The organism is Calothrix sp. 336/3, assembly GCF_000734895.2.
In the GTDB taxonomy this organism is placed as follows: Bacteria; Cyanobacteriota; Cyanobacteriia; order Cyanobacteriales; family Nostocaceae; genus 336-3.
Genome location: NZ_CP011382.1, coordinates 6,207,613 through 6,227,359, shown reverse-complemented (window position 1 = coordinate 6,227,359; position 19,747 = coordinate 6,207,613). Strand labels below are relative to the sequence as shown.

Annotated in this window: 14 protein-coding genes; 6 read left to right on the top strand and 8 right to left on the bottom strand. The window is 41.4% G+C overall.

The window, feature by feature from the left end:
• The first annotated feature begins 77 nt into the window (after positions 1 to 77).
• The 3 genes from IJ00_RS26050 (at position 78) to IJ00_RS26040 (ending at position 2,003) form a co-directional block, all read left to right on the top strand.
• On the top strand, positions 78 to 1,163 hold the full coding sequence (locus IJ00_RS26050; RefSeq protein ID WP_035158188.1) for a glycosyl transferase: 1,086 nt from the start codon (positions 78 to 80) through the stop codon (positions 1,161 to 1,163).
• 188 nt (positions 1,164 to 1,351) lie between these two features.
• Entirely contained in the window at positions 1,352 to 1,744 is a 393-nt protein-coding gene (locus IJ00_RS26045; RefSeq protein WP_035158187.1) for a phage holin family protein, read from the top strand.
• A gap of 67 nt (positions 1,745 to 1,811) precedes the next feature.
• On the top strand, positions 1,812 to 2,003 hold the full coding sequence (locus tag IJ00_RS26040; protein ID WP_035158186.1) for a YqaE/Pmp3 family membrane protein: 192 nt from the start codon (positions 1,812 to 1,814) through the stop codon (positions 2,001 to 2,003).
• A gap of 375 nt (positions 2,004 to 2,378) precedes the next feature.
• On the opposite strand, the gene IJ00_RS26035 is transcribed toward IJ00_RS26040, so the two are convergent.
• Positions 2,379 to 3,131, bottom strand: a complete 753-nt coding sequence (locus tag IJ00_RS26035; RefSeq protein WP_035158185.1) for a hypothetical protein — start codon at positions 3,129 to 3,131, stop codon at positions 2,379 to 2,381.
• 400 nt (positions 3,132 to 3,531) lie between these two features.
• On the opposite strand from IJ00_RS26035, the gene IJ00_RS26030 reads away from it, so the two are divergent.
• Positions 3,532 to 3,870 (top strand): c-type cytochrome, encoded by a 339-nt coding sequence (locus IJ00_RS26030; RefSeq protein ID WP_035159662.1) that lies wholly within the window; start codon positions 3,532 to 3,534, stop codon positions 3,868 to 3,870.
• Between the two features lie 174 nt (positions 3,871 to 4,044).
• On the opposite strand, the gene IJ00_RS26025 is transcribed toward IJ00_RS26030, so the two are convergent.
• Positions 4,045 to 5,466: a cobyrinate a,c-diamide synthase gene (locus tag IJ00_RS26025; RefSeq protein WP_035158184.1), complete on the bottom strand. Its 1,422-nt coding sequence runs from the start codon at positions 5,464 to 5,466 to the stop codon at positions 4,045 to 4,047.
• 1,012 nt (positions 5,467 to 6,478) lie between these two features.
• Here IJ00_RS26025 and IJ00_RS26020 point away from each other — a divergent pair.
• Positions 6,479 to 8,155, top strand: a complete 1,677-nt coding sequence (locus IJ00_RS26020) for a DUF262 domain-containing protein (RefSeq protein WP_035158183.1) — start codon at positions 6,479 to 6,481, stop codon at positions 8,153 to 8,155.
• 105 nt (positions 8,156 to 8,260) lie between these two features.
• Here the strand turns inward: IJ00_RS26020 and opcA are convergent, their stop codons facing one another.
• The 6 genes from opcA to nrdJ all read right to left on the bottom strand — a co-directional run bounded on the left by opcA (position 8,261) and on the right by nrdJ (position 18,044).
• Positions 8,261 to 9,622 carry a glucose-6-phosphate dehydrogenase assembly protein OpcA gene (opcA, locus tag IJ00_RS26015; RefSeq protein ID WP_035158182.1) on the bottom strand — a complete coding sequence of 454 codons (1,362 nt, stop codon included), beginning with the start codon at positions 9,620 to 9,622 and terminating at the stop codon, positions 8,261 to 8,263.
• Between the two features lie 129 nt (positions 9,623 to 9,751).
• Positions 9,752 to 11,284: a glucose-6-phosphate dehydrogenase gene (zwf, locus tag IJ00_RS26010; protein ID WP_035158181.1), complete on the bottom strand. Its 1,533-nt coding sequence runs from the start codon at positions 11,282 to 11,284 to the stop codon at positions 9,752 to 9,754.
• A gap of 235 nt (positions 11,285 to 11,519) precedes the next feature.
• A complete protein-coding gene (gene fbp / locus IJ00_RS26005; protein WP_035158180.1) occupies positions 11,520 to 12,569 on the bottom strand; it encodes a class 1 fructose-bisphosphatase in 1,050 nt (349 codons plus the stop codon).
• Positions 12,570 to 13,111: 542 nt separating this feature from the next.
• Positions 13,112 to 13,399 (bottom strand): RNA-binding protein, encoded by a 288-nt coding sequence (locus IJ00_RS26000; RefSeq protein ID WP_035158179.1) that lies wholly within the window; start codon positions 13,397 to 13,399, stop codon positions 13,112 to 13,114.
• 736 nt (positions 13,400 to 14,135) lie between these two features.
• Positions 14,136 to 14,354 (bottom strand): hypothetical protein, encoded by a 219-nt coding sequence (locus IJ00_RS25995; RefSeq protein WP_035158178.1) that lies wholly within the window; start codon positions 14,352 to 14,354, stop codon positions 14,136 to 14,138.
• Between the two features lie 114 nt (positions 14,355 to 14,468).
• Entirely contained in the window at positions 14,469 to 18,044 is a 3,576-nt protein-coding gene (gene nrdJ, locus IJ00_RS25990) for a ribonucleoside-triphosphate reductase, adenosylcobalamin-dependent (RefSeq protein WP_035158177.1), read from the bottom strand.
• Between the two features lie 866 nt (positions 18,045 to 18,910).
• On the opposite strand from nrdJ, the gene IJ00_RS25985 reads away from it, so the two are divergent.
• Positions 18,911 to 19,366, top strand: a complete 456-nt coding sequence (locus tag IJ00_RS25985; RefSeq protein WP_035158176.1) for a pentapeptide repeat-containing protein — start codon at positions 18,911 to 18,913, stop codon at positions 19,364 to 19,366.
• Positions 19,367 to 19,747: the final 381 nt, after the last annotated feature.

The following is a 19,747-nucleotide window of genomic DNA, read 5'->3' as shown; positions in this document are numbered from 1 at the left end:
TAATTGCACAAAAGTAATCCCTACTCCTTACTCCTTACTCCTTACTTCCTACTCATTACTCCCTACTTCTTACTCCCATGAAACGTCCTACATTATATATAGCAGTAACAAACCACGGTTTTGGTCATGCAACACGCACCGCAGCAGTTGCCGCAACTATCCAAAAACTCTATCCCCAAGTGTTGCTAATTATGGCAACAACAGCTCCACGCTGGTTATTAGAATGTTATATTGAAGGTGATTTTATCCATCGTCCCCGCGCTTTTGATTTGGGTGTCGTACAAGCAGATAGTCTGCAAATGGATAAAGCCGCAACCAAAGAAAAATTATTAGAAATCAAGAAAAATCAAAATTCCCTAGTAGCTTCCGAGGTGAATTTTCTTCGACAAAACCGTGTAGATTTAATCCTAGGAGACGTTCCCTTCCTGACACCAGTGATTGCAAAAGCTGCGGGAATTCCTTGCTGGATGATGAGTAACTTTGGTTGGGATTTAATTTATCGTGACTGGGGTGGAGAATTTGTAGAGATAGCAGACTGGATTAGTGAATGTTACTCCAAGAGCGATCGCCTACTTTTACTTCCCTTCCACGAACCCATGTCAGCTTTCCCAAATATCACAGAAATTGGTTTGACAGGAGGTAATCCTCGCTACACCGCAGCAGAAATTCGCCAGACTTGGGGAATCACCGCACCCAGAGAAAATACGATTCTCCTCACCTTTGGTGGTTTAGGTTTACAGGAAATCCCCTACAATAACTGTCTTCTCTTCCCAGAAAAGCAATTCCTTACCTTTGACAAAGGTGCTCCAGATTTACCCAACTTAATCAAAATTACAGACCGCAAATGGCGACCTGTAGATATTATGCCTGTATGTAGTCAAGTTGTGTCCAAACCGGGCTACGGAACCTTCGCCGAAGCAGCTAAATTAGATATACCCATCACAACTATTACCCGTGAAGATTTTGCGGAAGCAGCTTATCTGATCACAGGTTTTGCCGATTATTCCTACCACCAAATTATCAAACCCACCGACCTATTTCACAGCCAATGGGAATTTTTAACCCAACCACCCCAATCACCTCAAAAATCCACGACACTGCCCAAGGATGGCAACGAAACCATTGCCAATATGGTAATTGAATATTTAACATTGGTAAAATAAAGTAAACCTTAAAATCTCAGAAACCCTGTTGATTAGATATTGAGACTGAGTCAGATACTCTTGTTTGCTGAAAACCTGGTTTCTCTCCCACAGGTATGAAGATTAAATCTATCTTTGTAAAGAGGGCAACAATTCAAATATCGTCAAAGATAGTAACAGATGACGTAAATAAAGATTAGGAAAGAAAGATGTTAGGAAGCTTATTAGCTGCTCTAGCTACTGCTTTGAGCTTATTAATTGTGGATTTAGTAGTACCTGGTGTGGATATTGCTAATTTCCCCGCAGCTTTAATTGCTGCTTTAGCTATTGGTTTAGTTAACGGTTTGGTTAAGCCAATTTTGTCCATTCTCTCCTTACCGTTGAATATCATCACCTTAGGCGCATTTTCCCTAGTAGTAAACGGTATTTGCTTCTTTTTGGCAGCAGCATTTGTCCCTGGTTTTAGCGCCCATGGTATTTTAGCATTCCTGTTAGCTCCTGTAGTATTATCCATTGCCAATACGTTTCTGAACAATTACTTTGCAGAAAAGAAACTACTCTCCTCAGATACAAAAGATAAGGTTGAGTTACCTTCGAGTTAATCTGCTTAACTTGGCAGCACCACGAATTTGTACTTAAATATATATCCACAAAACGAGATAAAACATCATGAAATTACTACGCATCATCCTTGGTATAGTTATACCCCCCTTAGGAGTTTTCCTTACCTTTGGAGTTGGTAGCACCCTATTTATCAATATTCTTCTCACTTTGTTAGGTTGGGTTCCCGGAAGTATTCATGCTGTGTGGGCGATCGCCAAGCATGAAGAAGCGTTAAATAGAGAGAGTGAAATTTATTAAAGAACTCCTTGTCTAGAGATACTCATTTAGTAGGTAATGGTTGAATACTGTTACCTATTTTTTTATGATTTGATAGATAAATTTGCTCGTTTCAAGCATAATTTAACATGAGCGGTTCTAGCCAGCGATTAAAATTGCTGATAGCAAAGGATTTAATTTGTATTTCGAGTCCATTTTTAATGGACTTTGGGTATGAGACGGGGATTTATAATCCCCTGGGGAAAGGTTTTATCGATTTATCCAAGTATCCAAGCTCATCGAAATCACGTTAATTTAGACTAAAAATATTTGCTATTTTTAAATTTGAATATTTTAATAAAAAAGGCAACCCAAAGTTGCCCTAGTTCACAATTTTATTTTCAAGCGAATCAAATTTTATTTCAACCAATCAGCGACAGAGAGAAATAATTCTCGTAAAATCGATTTTAGTTGATGTTCTTTTCTCGCCAAAGCATTACCCGCTTCACCAATCTTTTCTTCTAGTTGTAGGTGTTGTTCCTGTACTTGAGTTACCATAGCTTCAGCTTGGGGACGTGCTTGAGAAAACCAGGATTTTGCATCATCTAAATAGTCTTTAACTTCTTCACCCCTCCCACCATAACGTGCAGCTAAGTTAGCTTTCACAATCGCTAACTGTCCTTGCAACTGAGCATATCGTTTCTGTAAAAGAGTAACTTCTTCGCTATTTTTGATTGTGGCGATCGCCTGATTAATAGCAATCTTTCTATCTCCAGATTTAGTCGTGACATTTTCGCTAATTTCTGTGAGAATACCATCCATTTCTTGTTGAATGTTATCTTCTTCCTTCTCTAACTTTGTTTGTAACAACTTCACTTCCGCTTGAGTTTTGCTAAGACTACCGCATCGTTGATTATTAACCGCTTCTAATGCACCCTCAATTGATGCTCTGACTTCCTCTTCTCCATCTTTAACTTCTAGACTATCAACCACAGCAGCAACTGCATCTTTAACAATTAAACGTAGTTCTCCGGAACCTGCTTTGACTTCAGTAATCACTTGAGAAACGGCATTTTTGACAATTTCCCGGATTTTATCTGTTCTCAATTGCCCAGTCTCTTTAACTTTTTGCAAATCCAATGTAATCTGTTCTTTGATATTCTGTGACATTTTACTCAATTAATAATTTAACTAAATGGGATAAAGTCAATGGGGTATTATTTAACCCCCTCTATTGTCTCTCTCCTGTCGTCAATCAAATACTTCCCTGAGATAGAGAAATTTAGAAATATAGCAAATTACCCTTAATCAAGTACAGATACAATTACTGCAATCATTGAGTCATGCGTTTCCCTGGTAGCAGTATAATTAGTGAATGAGAATCATGATGGTTCTGTCTCAACTCTTCTGAACGAATCAAGGCTATCAGAATCAATAGATTCTTATCTACAGAGCATAAACAAGAATCAAAAAACTGCTATCTTCGTCTCTAAGAATAAATGATAAATTCTGGTAATATTTTTGTACCCAAAAGTAGGAAAATAGAATAATCAGCAACAGGATAATGCCAGTGAAAAAGCTACTCATATTGATAATTATTTCCTTGACTATTTGGACAACTTACCCAGTAAAAGCCGTTTTTGCAATTGATACAGTTAAGGGGGGAGAGCAAATATTTGAGTTTCACTGTGCAGGATGTCATATCAACGGTAGCAATATCATCAGACGTGGTAAAAATCTCAAGTTACCTGCACTGAAAAAATATGGAATGGACTCCATCGCCGCAGTGACAGAAATAGTCACTAATGGTAAAAATAATATGTCAGCCTATAAAGACAAATTAACTGTTGCAGAGATTGAAGATGTCTCTAACTATGTTCTAGAACAAGCAGCAAAAGGATGGAAATAAGAGGGAAATATAGATAGAGTAATGAGTAATGAGTAGGGGGTAGTAAGATGGATTTACCAGTGAACTTTTTCTGATTATCTAGTACAGGTTGGCTGAAATAAACCACCCATTCCAAATGTGTGAAACGCTTGCGACAAGGTAATCATGTACGAATTACGAATTACAAATTACAAATTACGAATTCCGCCTATTGGTAATAGTTGCAGCTTGATTATGATGGTAATTAGAAATAGCAGCAATAAACCTTTGGGGAATTTTTATAGCAGCTCCCCAGTGCTGGTGAATATAGGAAGCATGTAAATTATCAGCTAAACTCCATCCTTCGTATCCAGTAAACTCATCAGTATCAGCTCGATAGGTTTGAAAAAGCGGAGAATGATTGACTGAGATTAAATGGGAACGGTGAAACTCATGTCCATAACTAATATCTCCCTGATCAAATAATAGACTTGCTTGTAAAGTCACAGCTTGACGATAACCTAAAGTTAATCCTTTACCCATCATCGCCTTTGTCGGTAATATCCCGACCATTTGCCAGGAATTTTCTTGAAAATCAATGATTTCCTCACACAAATACATCAATCCACCACATTCAGCAATGGTAGGAACTCCCTGAATAATTGCTTGTTTCACGGAGGCGATCGCGCTGAAATTTTGTGCTAATTGTTGGGCAAATACCTCTGGGAACCCCCCACCAAAATACATTCCTTGGATATTTACAGGTAATTCTTTATCTGTCAGGGGACTCCAAAAAACTAACTCTGCACCGAATTTTGTCAATAAATCGAGATTATCTTGGTAGTAAAAATTAAATGCGCGATCGCGGGCAACGGCAACCCGGAATTTTGGCATACTCTGGTATTCAGGAGTCATATTTTCAATCGGAGCCACAGAATTTTGTAGCAGTGGCAATAATTTCTCCCAATTGAAACAGCTATTCCCCAACTCTGCGAGTTTTGCCATGACAGCATTTAGCTCTGGCAGCTCATCCGTAGGCACTAAACCCAGATGACGGTCAGGAATGGTAATATCATCCTGTCGCCGTATCACCCCCAAAATCTCTATTTTTAAAGCTTCCAGAGCATTTTTCACCAGAGAGAGATGGCGATCGCTCCCAACACGATTTAACACCACCCCAGCTATTTGCAGAGATGGATCTAAAGTACTATAACCGTGGGCGATCGCTGCCACCGAACCCGATAAACGACTGCAATCAATCACTAATAATATAGGTAATTTTAAGAGCCTAGCTATATGTGCAGTGCTGGCAAAATTATTTATACTATGCTCATATTCTTTTGGAGTCGGAATACCATCAAATAAACCCATTACCCCTTCCACCACAGCATAATCTCTGCCATGACAGTGATTTTCAAAACAATTTTTCACATAAGTCTCTGAAGTCAGAACCGGGTCTAAATTTCTACAGGGTAAACCCGTAACATATCGATGGAACATAGGGTCAATATAATCCGGACCCACCTTAAAAGATTGGACTTGACCCTTACCATATCGCTGACACAGAGAAGCTAATAGAGTCAAAGTGACCGTCGTTTTACCTACTCCACTACGCTCCCCAGCAATAATTAAACCCATGAGTACAAGTGTAACTCCTAGAGTAACTCAGAAATCATAGCAAGTTGTTGTAATATTAGCGATCGCCTTGCAATAAATCACAACTTGATTATCGGGTGAGACTCAAAAAATGGCATGGCTGAATTAGGGTACGAGTTGTCATGTTGAGTATAACTAACTGAAGTAACAAATCTTGCAGATGCTAATCTTCAAGAGAGGTTACCTAAATTTCGCTCCGTTACATACTGTTTTACAGAAGTAATCCCTCTTTTGTTACTACGAGGAGAGAAAAAGATAGTCCCTACTCTGAAAGCTAAACAAAATAATGGATTGTGCGATCGCATCCTAATTTTGTCATCTAAATCGCCTTGTTGAAAATAGACGTAAAAATAGGGGTTTAAGATTATTATCTTCCTAAAGTAACAAAAGAGGGGTAATCCCTCATTTGTCACTTTCGGGAGAGAATAGTCTGAAATGCTTACAGCATAAGGCTTTTATTAAAAAAACATAATTTCAGCCATTGTGTTAGAAAATAAACGCTCAAATGCATGTTCTATCTAGAGTTGAAAATTTGACTTTGATTTTTCTTTTCCCAGAGTGACAAAAAAGGGATAAGCTACAGCACCACAAAACTAAACTCATACTTCAAATCAGCAATTCCCAAAAACTACTTTCTGCTAGAGCTTTTAACACATAGATTTGTCTTTACGAACAAAAGTTTTTCCTCAGTTCCTGCAATATGCTCGTGGTCATCATCTTCAGGATAGTGATTATACTTGCATCATATGTATAATAAAGGAGGTATGTTCTGAAATACGCATTACAAAATCATAATATAATTTGCAGAAAGAATTTTGTGCATAGAAAATTTTTTCCAATTCTATCTCCGCAAAATTATAGATTTGTCGCAAAGCTGATTGATTACCTGATTTATCGTCCTGCTATTTATTGCATTCGTTATTCTCAGGAGTCGCCTCGAAAAGATGAAAATGAGTACAAAAATATTGTAATTTTTCAGTAGAGAATACATAGAATGGAAGCTTCACCTGCTAGAGTTATTCAATATTTCAATGGCGAAAAACAAAATCTCATTCCTCTATTTCAGCGTCCATACACCTGGACAGAAAATAATTGGCAATCACTCTGGGATGATTTGATGGTACAGTATGAAGCTGAAGATGCAAGAAGCCACTTCATGGGTGCAATTGTTTCTGTTTCAGCACGTAGCGTACCTGTAGGAGTTAGTAAGTATCTGATAATTGATGGACAGCAGCGTCTCACAACAATTTCCTTACTTCTGTGTGCTTTGCGTGATTGTGTGGACGATGGAAACACAGCTTCACGTATCCAAGAAGTTTACCTAACCAATCGCTTCCGTGATCCAGAAGATACTTTAAAGTTTGTACCAACACAAATGGATCGGGATGTATATAGTAGCATTGCCCTTGACCGAAGGACTCCATTAGTTAGTAAAGATGTTCGGATAGCTGCTGCTTATCACTTCTTTAAAAACAAATTGCTCAAAAGTATAGATACTAATGACAATGCTGTAGACCCAAAAAAAGTGCTAATTACTCTAGAGCAATCTCTCCAGGTTGTAATGATAAATCTTGAAGATGGTGACGATCCCTATTTAATTTTTGAGAGTCTAAATTTTAAGGGAGAACCTCTCACTCAAGCAGACTTAGTGAGAAATTATATGCTTATGTGTTTCCGACATTCAATTTCTGCTGGTGGCGAGCAGGAACGGGTTTATTCTACATATTGGAGCCCGATGGAAAACACACTGAAATCTAATCTCACTGAATTTCTACGTCACTACATTATGAAAGATGGAGATGATATTAAGCAGGGCGGAATTTATGCAGCGATTAAAGCAAAGCTGAAAAGTATGAAGTCAACAAAAGAGGTTGAATTAGAAGTTCAATCGATGCAAAGATTTGGAGAATTCTATGCTAGATTTCTACAGCCTCTTCAGGAAGAAAACCATAATATTCGTTGCTGCTTAGAGAATATTCAAGATCTGAAAGTAACAACTTCTTATCCACTCTTACTTCGCTTATTTGATGCACGCCAAAATGGTGATCTCAGCAACGTTGAATTAGAAAAATGTCTTGGATTGGTTGAATCTTTTGTAGTTCGGCGGGCTGTTTGTGGAGTTCCCACTAACATCCTCAACAAACTATTTATCCAATTGTCTAAAAATTTTCCTAACGCAGATCATGTCCAATGGTTGCATCGTTCTTTATCTTCAGGCAGTGGCAGAAGTCGCTTTCCTAATGATGATGAATTTGGTACAGCTTTCAGAACTCATGCACAATATGGGCGTGGTAACACTCGTTTCATTCTCTGTCAGCTAGAAAAATCATTTAAACATAAAGAAATGGTAGACCTTTCAAAAGTCACAGTCACAATAGAACATATTTTACCTCAAACACTAAACTCAGAATGGAAAGATGAGTTAGGCTCAGAAGCAGAAGCTATTCATGGAAATCTACTAAATACATTTGGAAATTTGACTCTGACTAGTTATAATTCTGAGTTGAGCAACCTTCCATTTTCCAAGAAGAAAGCTATACTCGATGATACTCATATTGAATTAAACCGTTGGATTATTCAGCAGGCTAGTTGGGGTGCATCAGAAATTCAGGAGCGAGCTAAGAATTTATTCAATATAGCTAAAACTATCTGGTTAAGCCCCTTAAATTAGACATAATTTCCTAATGTAAACTTATGAATGATTATTGCTCAAATCAATAATTTGTAGGTGGAAGGTTAAAGGTAAATTAACTTTAACCTTTCCCTGAGAAACCTACTACTTAACTAATTTCAAAATTTGCCCAGTCACCATGAGACTTTCCTCAAAAAGTGCCTCATGACCCCAACGTTGTACTTGCTGACTCAGTAAAGCTTCTGCTTTTTGCTCAGACATCGAAGTCACCTGTTGGAATAAACCCGCAGATTGTGCCCCACCTTGGGTTTCCATCCGCATACAACCACCAGTCTCAGTACAAATCACCGTTCCACAATCAGCATCTGGATTAGTAGAACCAAAGCGCAAAGCAATCAAATCACCAGCAATATCACCCACATCAGCAACAGGGACACCAGCCAATTCAACTTCTACACAACGCTGATTTTTTGTCATCAACTTGATGCGAGTAATATCATAATCATCTGTTTCTTTTTCCAGAGAAACCGGATGCCAATTCAGACGACTAGCCAACCAACTTAAATACAATAAAGCCTGGGCAGAATTACCTTTTTCGTAATCAATATTCACCTTATCAATTTCTGCCAATCCTGCCCGTCGGTTGGGTGCATCGTAAGCTTGAGCAGTCAACTCTTGCCATCCAGCCAAACGTCGCCAATTTAAATCAGCAACAGGGATGCCAGCTTTGACTAAATCTCCCAGGCTGAGTAAATCTAACTCCGCTTCATTAAATTTACAAGAGTCCACAATGACATTATTGCAAATCCCTGATAGGCGCTTAAACAGAGCATTATTCGGGTCGGGAGTAGCTTTCCACCAGAGGAACTTTGGTAAACCACCAATCAGCAACGCTGGAATCATCCCACCAATACGTTCTAAAGCAGTAGCAGTACCAGTCAGAGCAATATATTCACAACAAACTAAAGTACTAGAAGACTGCTTTTGAATCGGACAGTAAGCAGATACCTGAGCTTTTACCCCCGTATCTTCCCCTGCAACTGGCAATAAGGTGATAATCCGGCAAGGGTTGCGTAGGGCAATTTCATCCGCAATCCGGGGACTACTAGCATCTAAGCTAGAAACTGCCGTATTCTCCCCAGCTTCTCCACCCCGTCGTTTCGCAACTTGTTCCCGCAATACAGCCAAGGTTTCTGAAGTTGTGCTACCTGTTTCAGGTAATCCGTAAGCTTTTTGCAGTTCTCGCAAAGCAACTTGAGTTTGTGGTCCAATAATCCCATCAATGGGACCATTATAAAATCCCAGGGATGCTAATAAGTACTGGGTTTCTTCCGGTTCATAAACCACCAAAGTAAAAGTGGTTGCCCGTGTTGCCGCAGGTAAAGTACCGTCATCACCAGCCATACCGTAGCTTTGCCAAATTTGCCCCAATTCAGCTTCAATGTCAGTTACAGACACATCCTTTGGGGCTTGGAGTGAGAAAATTGTCGGTGCTTGGGTAGCCATAGAGGTTTTGGGTTTTCAATAGGAGGTTGTGGATGTTCTAATACCAATTTGAAAATAGACGTTCTGGTAAAGATGCTCTGGTAAAGACACTCTGGCAGAACGTCTCTACAGAATTGGTATCATTAGGGTTTAGAGTCTGCGCCAACGACGACCGTCACGGTTAATTAATAACTCTGCTTCTACAGGTTCCCAGGTTCCGGCTTCATACTGAGGAACCGTAGCGGGATCGCCAGGTGCATCCCACACAGATAGAGCAGGGGTGACAATTTGCCAAGCTGCTTCTACTTCATCACCGCGAGTAAATAGGGTTTGGTCGCCCATCATACAATCTAAAAACAGGCGATCGTATGCGTCGGAAGTAGCTGCAATCCCAAAGGAACCGTAACTGAAATCCATATCCACTGCACGGGTACGGAAATCGCCCCCCGGCATTTTCACATCAAACCGCAAGGAGATACCTTCATTGGGTTGAATCCGCATTGTCAGGATATTGGGATTAATTTGCTGGGTAGCAGCTGATTGGAACATCCGCGAAGGGACTTCCCGGAAATGGATAGAAATTTCGCTCACCTTTTTCGGCATCCGTTTTCCTGTACGCAGGTAAAAAGGCACCCCTTGCCAGCGCCAGTTATCTACGAGAAACTTCATTGCCACATAGGTGGGTGTGGTGGAAGCGGGGTTAACGCCTGGTTCTTCTCGATACCCCGGTACGGGTTTCCCTTTCATCCAGCCAGCGCTGTATTGACCGCGAATTGCTGAAAGAGAAAGATTATTCACATCTGCAAGCCTAGTTGCTTGTAGTACTTTCACCTTCTCTGTACGGATACTATCTGCATCCATAAAGTTAGGTGCTTCCATGGCTGTGAGGCAGAATAGCTGCATCAGGTGGTTTTGCAACATATCTCGCAAAGCCCCAGAGCTTTCATAATAACCAGCTCGGTCTTCTACCCCGACAGTTTCTGCCACAGTAATTTGTACGTGGTCAACAAAGCGACGGTTCCACAGGGGTTCAAAAATCGCGTTAGCAAAGCGGAAGACCAGGAGGTTTTGGACAGTTTCCTTACCAAGGTAATGGTCAATGCGGTAGACTTGGTTTTCCTTGCAGACCTTTTGTACGACTTGGTTAAGACTTTGGGCAGATGCTAAGTCTCGACCGAAGGGTTTTTCAATAACTAGACGGTGTTTGTAGGGGTCGTCCAGCATATTGGCGTTTCCCAGTTGCTTAATTGCTTCCGGGAAAAAGTTGGGGGCAACGGAGAGGTAAAACATACGGTTTCCTCTGGTTCCCCGTTTTGCATCTAGTTCGGTCAGTAGGTTTTTGAGTTTTTGGTAGCTCTCAGGCTTATCAATATCACCAGAGCAGTAAAACAGACCTTGGGAAAAATCTTGCCACAGTTCCTCTGGATGGACTCCACCGTGAGCTTCTTCCATACCTTTGCGCATTTGTTCACGGAAGTACTCATGACTCCAGTCTCGACGGGCAACACCAACAATCGAGGTTTCAGGAGGAATACGTCGTTCTTTGCGTAGTTTATAGAGTGCGGGTACGAGTTTGCGCCAGGTAAGGTCTCCGGAAGCACCAAAAATCACAATAATTTGGGGTTCGGGCATTCCTTGCTGTTGTAGACCGACCCGTAGGGGATTTTCTAGCAGACTAACCATAGAAATTGGGGATTTAAAGTATGTGCGTTTGATGCTGGATAGGAAAAACTAGATGCATCGAGTCTTTCTATCAATCCTTTTTTACTCTTGATAAGCTTTCTTGATGTTAGCGATCGCTACTTTTCTAGTAATCGCTTTTGCTTTGTTTCGACTTGCAAATATTGGCGATCGCAGATTAGACTTTTAACCTTTTGACTGGAACAAGTCCGTATACTGCTGGTGAATGGCTGATTTGTTAATGACCATTCTGAATAAATGACTCAACCTTGGCAACATCTTCCCGACCACCAATAATCAGAGGTGTACGTTGGTGTAACTTACTGGGGATGACATCCAAAATATCCTCATGTCCTGTAGTTGCTCGACCTCCTGCCTGCTCAATCAAAAATGCTAGGGGAGCTGATTCATACAATAAACGTAGTTTGCCTTCTGGTTTCTGTACTGTACCGGGATAGAGAAACACTCCGCCCTGAACCAACACCCGATGAATATCACTAACCATAGCTCCACTATAACGAGCGCTATAGCCTTCTGTGCGGTGAACATAGCGGATATATTCTCGGAAGGATTCTTCCCACTGCCAAAAGTTACCTTCATTGACGCTATACACAGAACCTTGGGTGGGAATGCGCATATTCTCTTCGGTGAGAATAAATTCTCCTAAGCTGGGGTCCAGGGTGAAAGAATGTACTCCTTTCCCAATGCTATATACCAGCATGGTACTGGGACCATACAAAATATAGCCCGCAGCAATTTGTTCTCGTCCTGATGCGAGTAGATCCGAGGCAGAATGGTCTAAGTCCTCACCTTTTTGCTGACGAATCGCAAAAATTGACCCTAAGCTAAGGTTTGTATCTGTATTCGATGAACCATCTATGGGGTCATAGAGAAGTGTATATCTGCCTAGGGGGCAATTCTCTGGAATGTAATAGGGGTTCTCCATTTCCTCAGAAGCAAGGCGACAGACCAAACCACTTTGCTTAAAGACGGAGATAAATACATCATTGGCATAGACATCCATCTTTTTCACAGATTCACCTTGAACGTTCAATTCTCCTGTGAATCCCAAGACTCCTTCCATCAACCCTGCGCGACTCAATCGACGGGCAACTAGCTTACCTGCTAACCCAATTCGATTCATTAATGCACTTAAGTCTTGAGCTTCGGGAGTAAAAGTCTGAAACTGTTGGAGAACATGGCGGGACAAAGTTGTACAGTCACGGTCTAAGCTGCGATCGCTGCCATCGTTTGTAGACAATCCTATGGGTTCTGCTGCTTGTGTCATGTATTGAGTCCTCCCTGGGGGTTGTTTCTGGGCTAACTAATCAATCATTGATGTCCACAGGGATATTTTGGGAAAACAGCATCGTCAACCAGTGAAATCAGTTTACCCTCCCCGACAACAATCAACCTGTAGTCGCTGCCTCTATCTTAGAGAGGTAATTTGATAACAGAATTGCGATTTTACACAAACTAAAGAAATGAGCTTGTTCTCATTTTCATCTCGCCTGATTCTCATTTTTTATCCCACACCACTTCGCCCCTAGAAAACGAACCGGGAAATGGATACAGACTGATGAACTCCCATAACCAGAGAAAAAGAGAAAAGGACTAAAGGTGTTGACAAATTCCTGTACCTTTAGCCCCTCTGTCGCGATAGAGCTACGCTCCACCGAAGCGGCGATCGCCAAAATTCTCTAGCAATCTAGCTATGTTATTTTGTTTTGCCTCATCCCCCAACTGAAGGATTACACGTCTGAAGAACTAATCTCATTTGGGACTGAAATATGGGTGAGTTGTCCCTAGGTCAGCCTTGACAGATAATTTTTACTCATAGGAATCTCTTTTATTCCAACTACCTCGTCGGTTATCCTCCCTTGGTTTTGCCTTATTAACTCTCAATTGACGACCCATCCATTCAGCTCCATCAAGCTCTGTAATGGCTGAGTCTTCTTGAGCATCCTCTTCCATGTCTACAAAGGCAAAGCCGCGTAATCTACCTGTCTCCCTATCGGTAGGTAAAACTACTCGCTTAACTTCACCATAGTCTGCAAATACTGCTCTAACATCTGCTTCAGTGGCGCGGTAGGAAAGATTTCCAACGTAAATAGTCATGTGGGTCACGTAAATTGAAACGAAAAGCGATGAGTTTTGTCAGAATATCAAGTCAAACACTTGAATACCTGATATTCTTTCATTCTGATAGCCTCAGGAGTTCTGGTCAATCTCAATAACAAGCTCGTAATAAGTATTGTCAGTGAGTCCTAAGTTTCCCAGAGTAAACTTTCGCATACGCTCATATAATAACTGATTCAGCGATGGTTCAAAGTATGAGATTTTACAAACCTAAATTACTTAAAATTAGCTTCACTTATAGGTGGGCAAATATCTTTTGTCTGATAAGTAAATGAAAATTATCTCTTGAGAGTTTAATTGTTAAATGAATGCTCCCAAAATAGTCATCTTGTCAAGATACCCCTAGGGCTTGCAAAACCCTGATACCGTTTACAGGTAAGTCTTTTGATGACTGGTCGCAATCCGAAAGCAAGCCGCTAGATGACTGATGTCTGTAGCTCAAAGTTTCTGGTCGGTGTTATTTGTTGTGAGTATACTAAGAGGTTTAAGAACAAGTTAAACATAAGGGAAAACATATCTATTATCTATTTGTATTCCCCATTGAAACAATCCATATTTCTGAGAATTGTATATGGAGCTACAAGTAGATGAACTCGTCGGTTTTGTTGAAGATGTAATCAGTAAAAACCCACACGGGAATATCAGTGTGGGAGTGAGAAAAGCAGATAATTCCTAGGGCAGAATGAAACTACCGCTTCATATGCTAATCATCAGATTATTCAATGGATATTGATTGTGGTTTATTAGACTTACCGTTGTGTAATTCTGTAGAGATAGAGCTATAAGCACTAGGGTTAACTTGCTTATCTAACCAAGTTTTCACCGGGTCTTCACTCAGATTAAGTTTCAGAACACCGGAAACAAGTCCACCCATAAAGGAAGCAGGATGTTGTACAAGTTGTTTAAAAATCGGTGTTAACTCATCTATGAACATTGATTGAGTCTCCTGAATTTGTTTGGGGGAAAATTATCTAATTTAGTATCTATCCTAACGAGGGAAAGGAGGAAAGGGGGAAACCCCGGCTACCTCAGCAACCGGGTTTGTGAACTATGAATTTGGACTTTGTTCTGGCATCATGCACTTATCAGAGTCACAACCTGCTGGACCAACTTCCATTTGTTCACCAAAATCATAAAGACTGAGAACCCCGTGGAAATCATTGGTTTTGCGGCGACTTTCCACAGCTGCCATCAGTTCTAGGTATTTTTCTTTGGTAATCGGTTCAAAGGGAAGACGAGGGAAAGTTTGGTGGTCGTCAAATCTGGCTAAAAGTGCGGCGCTCATGTACCCTTCGTCATCTCGAATTGCTTCGTAGATACGTGTTGACAGTGCTTCCACTTCATGTTCTCGGACTTCAATCGTGGCAGAGGTATTATGGGTGACATAAAACTTCTGAACTTGCATATAAAAGTCCATTTGTGCCAAAGCGCTAAACTTGCTGATATCAATAGCATCAGCACCTGGTAAATCTGCCCAGGGGACTGCCACAGGTATCTCCACCAACCATTCTGTACACCGGGTATCAAAGGGGTCATCAAGGAGATTGCCTTGTTCATCCTTGTCTGATTGGGAAGGAATCACATTATAGCCATAATCGATACAAGCTAAAGCCACGGGGTCATTTTTGCGGAAGGTGATTCTGCGGATGAATCTTTGGGATTTGGGGGGGTGCCATCCGGGAGAAGCTCCAGTTAGGAGGGATTTTGTACCGCTAGGTTGCACCGTCGTACAACGGTTAGGACGTTTCAAACCATGGCGGTGGATTTCCCCTTGGCTAAAGCTAAAGCGAGAAAGCTCCGCTCCGCTAAAGCGATCGCAGTATTCCCATACGACTCGATGTACTACTTCTTTCCAAAAGCTTAAATACTTCTGTTCCTGACGTTTAAATGCTTCGCCTTCGGGTGTTGTTGGTCTACCCTGTTCCCACCACCGTAACCAATCTACCCCAAAAGCCCGGACAAAGAAGTCAAATAAACCAGTAAAGGAAACACCGACAATGGGGTCAATTTCCCGACTGTATTGATAGCGGGGTTCCTGGAATTGGTGGTGCAATAAAGCGGCAACAGATAGAGCGCCGGCTGTAAATGCTTCTTCCTGTTCTTTATAGTTATCAGGGTCAATTTGATTTAAGTGTATCTCGCTAAGATTACAGTGAAAATCGCTACCAATAATCTCTCCGCATGGATTCAGCCCATATCTATTTAGTCTATGTTCTAGCTCTTGACTCGACAGTTCTGGGTGTCTTGATTTTAACCAATTATCTGCTTCTTGGGCTTCGTAAGCTTGAATAAAAGCCGTCTTCAATTCTGGAGTGCCTAACAAATCAATATTTGCCCTGGCGATCGCCTCCCCAGCCCATTGAATTGCTCCCTCACCACTGTAATATTGTTTCCGCACAGCATCTGTACATTCTTGCAGTGTGGGCTTTCTGTGGAAAACTCTGGTATGATTTGCCATCCGTAGAGCGTCCCGTTCCGGGTCAATACGCCAGTTGCCGTTTTCGTCTTGCTGCCACAGATTATCTTTAGCATCGATAAATAAACTATCATCGCTATTGCCTTGCCTCATACCAGCGCTGTTGTGAGTCAAGTAGCCATCACAGTAAAAACAGTGAGCTTCTTCGACTTCTATATCATAGGTTTGGACGTAATCGTAGCTACCTAAGCCTGTAACAGTGACGGGAATATCTACAGATACATCACTCTCTGCAATATATCTTTCATAATTTGCATCAACTGAGCGAGAACCTTGGAAACCCATCCCCCGCATTTCGCTGTAGGTGTAGGCTTGGTGCATAATTGCACCGGGAAGGGTAAAGCCGTGAGTTTTTAGCCCTTGATATATTTCACCCTTAGCGGAGTGGGGAGAAATTAGGGCGTTGTAACGTTCTTTAAAGGCGGGAATTTTCAAGTTATATTTAGCTTGCCATCCTGGTTGTTGGGGATGGGTGATGCTAATTCTACCTGCAATACCCAAGCTGGATAATACTGTACCGACCTGTCTGATAAATGAGCGGTAAACGGTGGTGACTAAATAGGGTGGACGATTATTAACTGCACCATCACTATCCATCAAACCCGCTAAATATGCAGATCGAATATCTATAGAACCTTGCAAAATAAAGTCAGGAACTTGCAGAGAGACATTAGGCTGTTTGATGTAGCGGTGGAAGTATTCGGCGAATCGAATTGAAGCACAAATCGATTTAGCTGTATTTTCACCCTTAGTAATCCTGTGGGTGGCTGTCAGTCCAAATAAAGCTAAAGCAGTATCGATTTTGGCTTGGATTCTCGCTGTTAAATCTAGATCCAACCCATTCATCGACCATTCCACTCTACCGTAGGGCTTGTTGTGTTTATTACGTCCGAGGGCTACATAACCGTCACCGTGGGTAAATCCAATTAACCAAGCTACTTCTGATGTCAGTTGGGGAACGATAAAGGACTTGGCTGTTTTGCTTTGAGATGGTCGTTGCTGGGTAAAATCAGCAGGTAAATGGGTGACAGTCCCAGGTAATATTTGCTTGTTGTGTAACAGGCGATCGCCTTCAGTTAAACTGGCGAGATATTTCCAGGTAATTCCCCCTTTGGCATCTGCTAAAACTGCTTGTCTGTGGTTTAATGTTGCCCGTGGGTTGGTAGCATTGGTTTCGATTTCGTAGACTTCCTGGAATCCTTGGTCAAATTTATCAACTACTCGTCGGAATCCCAAAGGTGTTTGTACTAGGTCTCCGACTTGGATATCACGGATAGGAACCAAGCCTTTGGAAGTGTGAACTAATGCATCTTCAGGCAAACATCGCCGAATATTGCCAGCGACGATGGTGACGGCTGCTTCGTCAATCAATAAACAGCATTCGACAGAGGTCAAATTTCTGCCTTGGGCTTTATTAAGAATTGCCGCACAGCGATTGTATAGACTAGGCAATTTTACAGGGTTAGCAACTCCACCAAAACCCTGCAAGGTTTCTCCAGCTTGGCGCACATCACTGAGATTAACAAATACTTCCACCTCGGTGGTAAATCTCTCATCGGTGGAAAGCTCTAGCAAGGATTGATAGGATTTTACCCAACCTTGGCGACTATCTCCCACGTAGATTGTCACCTGATTGCCCTCTATTTTCACCTCCGTTAGTTCCCGACGCTGGTCTGGTGGGGTACTACCTATTTCCCCCGTAACGGTGACGTTGAGACGATTGCGGATAGGGGGTAATTGGTTGGTATATCTAGGTTCTAGAACAGCTCCAGTCCCACACCCCATCATTGCTAAATCCATCATTAAGCCAAAGGCTTTCCAGTCTATTAAGTTGGTGGAGGTACAGTTATAAGCTCCAGAAAAGTTTTCTGGTTTGGTTAGCCATTCTGTACCCCCTACCCATAGCCAGCGTCCACTGGGTAAAGCTTTGATTTGTCGTTGCATCCTCTGCAACACGTCGATTTCATCGGGAAGTAGCTTCCCTAACTCAATGATGCCTTTAAGGGTGCGATCGCACACCTCTTGCCATGTTTCCCTAGTACCTGCCGACTGTCGGCGGCTATAGGTTCTAAAAAACACGGGATTAGCGGCGGGGGCAGTTTCCGGGAAGTTTGCACTCTGGCGTTGTCTCTCAAGCTCACGAACCATACATCAAGCCTTGTTGCGTTCAGATTAAGACTATACGGCAACTTAGAGGCAAGGGTCAAAGCTTGAAAAAAGTGGAAGAATGAGCTAAATCCTCCTCTGTGAATCGATACACACGGCTATGCATCGGTAATCCGAGTCCCTACGGAAATATTTTGAATTATTTTGTCTAAAAATTACGGAATCCTCTTGGAGCGACCTGTAGTTAAGTACATCGGTAGGTTAACCACTACTGAGTAACAGATTTCTGGTTTGTCCTTAAAAATCTAGTAAGTCTGAGCTAAATCAAAGACTTCCATCTAGTCGGACATAGGATTACAGGGCAATGCTAATCAAACTACCAGATATAGCGTTTAGCAAGCAAGTGAAGTACACCCCACCCGCGCTGTCGCGCACCCTCCCCTTAGCAAGGGAGGGGTCATTGTGTATCTCATCAGAATGGGAAAGGCTATATCTTCTTTCAGTAAATGTACTTAATGAAAGCTCCTATCTTTGCTATTAGATTTTGTATATATATCTGAAGTATTAAATCATTTAGTAACTTTTTATCTCTCTTACAAAATCTCAGGATAAATAAATTTTTCTTTAGGGAGAAGCAAAAACAGCAGACAGTAGTTAGTATTTGAGATAGCATCGAACTAGCTCACTGCAATTTATGTGAACTTATGCAAAGAAATCATAAAAATTGCTGGGACTTAGGACTAGAGTGAAACATTTTTAAACGGTGAAATCTGGCGATCGCCCTCTAGATAAAATTCCAAAAAATATTCCTAAATATTACATATTTTATCTAGCCATGGGTGCGATTAGTTGAGATAATAGGAATGTGAGGAAATGACGGAAGCAAACTTGATTCAAAGGGGAAAATTATGAAACTAAAATTATTAGCAGCCCTGACCTTAGCTACTCCCCTGCTATTTTCGAGTGCAGTCAATGCAGGGAACCCACAGCAACTAGAAAAACTGCTATCCACTGGGGAATGTATTGGTTGTAACCTGTCGGGCGTAAATTTGCGCGGCGCTCATCTAATTGGAGCGGATTTACGCAACGCTAACCTTGAAGGTGCTGATTTAACAAATGCTAACATTGAAGGCGCTGACTTAACTGGTGCTAATTTGAAGGGTGCTAACTTAACTTCAACTTTCGCATCAAATGTTAACTTCAAAAAAGCTAATTTGGATGGAGTAAATTTTTCTAAAGCTATCATTCATGATTCCAATGTATATGGTGCATCTATGGATGAGCTAAATATTAGCAATGCCGATATCTACAATACTGGTATTGGTGTAGGTGGTGATAGCAATGACATTCCTGATTGGGATTAATTCAGGATTTATCAAGCAAACCTGACAATTAAATCAAAGTAGTAAGGGTGAACAATTGTTCATCCTTATTTTTATGTTTATATCTGGAGACCATGCTCTGCGTGGTCTCCAGCATTGAAGGCTCTGCCTTCATTCACGAGGCAGGAGCATCGCAAATTCTGCCCCCAGGCGGAGCATGGGAGCCAGGAGACACCTGACAATTAAATCAAACTAGTAAGGGTGATAGAGTGCAGTGGCTCCCCTTAACAAAGGGACTTTGATTTATTGTAGTTCTTTAGGGCTTATTAACACCTGAAGTATTTCCTCAGGAACACTTGGATTCCGGTTCCCCACTTTTTAAGGGGGGTTAGGGGGGATCTACACCATGACAAGTTATACCCT

Bases quoted from the DNA above. Each gene is read 5' to 3' on its own strand.
- IJ00_RS26050 (WP_035158188.1), top strand. From the start codon at position 78: ATGAAACGTCCTACATTATATATAGCAGTAACAAACCACGGTTTTGGT.
- IJ00_RS26045 (WP_035158187.1), top strand. From the start codon at position 1,352: ATGTTAGGAAGCTTATTAGCTGCTCTAGCTACTGCTTTGAGCTTATTA.
- IJ00_RS26040 (WP_035158186.1), top strand. From the start codon at position 1,812: ATGAAATTACTACGCATCATCCTTGGTATAGTTATACCCCCCTTAGGA.
- IJ00_RS26035 (WP_035158185.1), bottom strand. From the start codon at position 3,131: ATGTCACAGAATATCAAAGAACAGATTACATTGGATTTGCAAAAAGTT.
- IJ00_RS26025 (WP_035158184.1), bottom strand. From the start codon at position 5,466: ATGGGTTTAATTATTGCTGGGGAGCGTAGTGGAGTAGGTAAAACGACG.
- IJ00_RS26020 (WP_035158183.1), top strand. From the start codon at position 6,479: ATGGAAGCTTCACCTGCTAGAGTTATTCAATATTTCAATGGCGAAAAA.
- opcA (WP_035158182.1), bottom strand. From the start codon at position 9,622: ATGGCTACCCAAGCACCGACAATTTTCTCACTCCAAGCCCCAAAGGAT.
- zwf (WP_035158181.1), bottom strand. From the start codon at position 11,284: ATGGTTAGTCTGCTAGAAAATCCCCTACGGGTCGGTCTACAACAGCAA.
- fbp (WP_035158180.1), bottom strand. From the start codon at position 12,569: ATGACACAAGCAGCAGAACCCATAGGATTGTCTACAAACGATGGCAGC.
- IJ00_RS26000 (WP_035158179.1), bottom strand. From the start codon at position 13,399: ATGACTATTTACGTTGGAAATCTTTCCTACCGCGCCACTGAAGCAGAT.
- IJ00_RS25995 (WP_035158178.1), bottom strand. From the start codon at position 14,354: ATGTTCATAGATGAGTTAACACCGATTTTTAAACAACTTGTACAACAT.
- nrdJ (WP_035158177.1), bottom strand. From the start codon at position 18,044: ATGGTTCGTGAGCTTGAGAGACAACGCCAGAGTGCAAACTTCCCGGAA.
- IJ00_RS25985 (WP_035158176.1), top strand. From the start codon at position 18,911: ATGAAACTAAAATTATTAGCAGCCCTGACCTTAGCTACTCCCCTGCTA.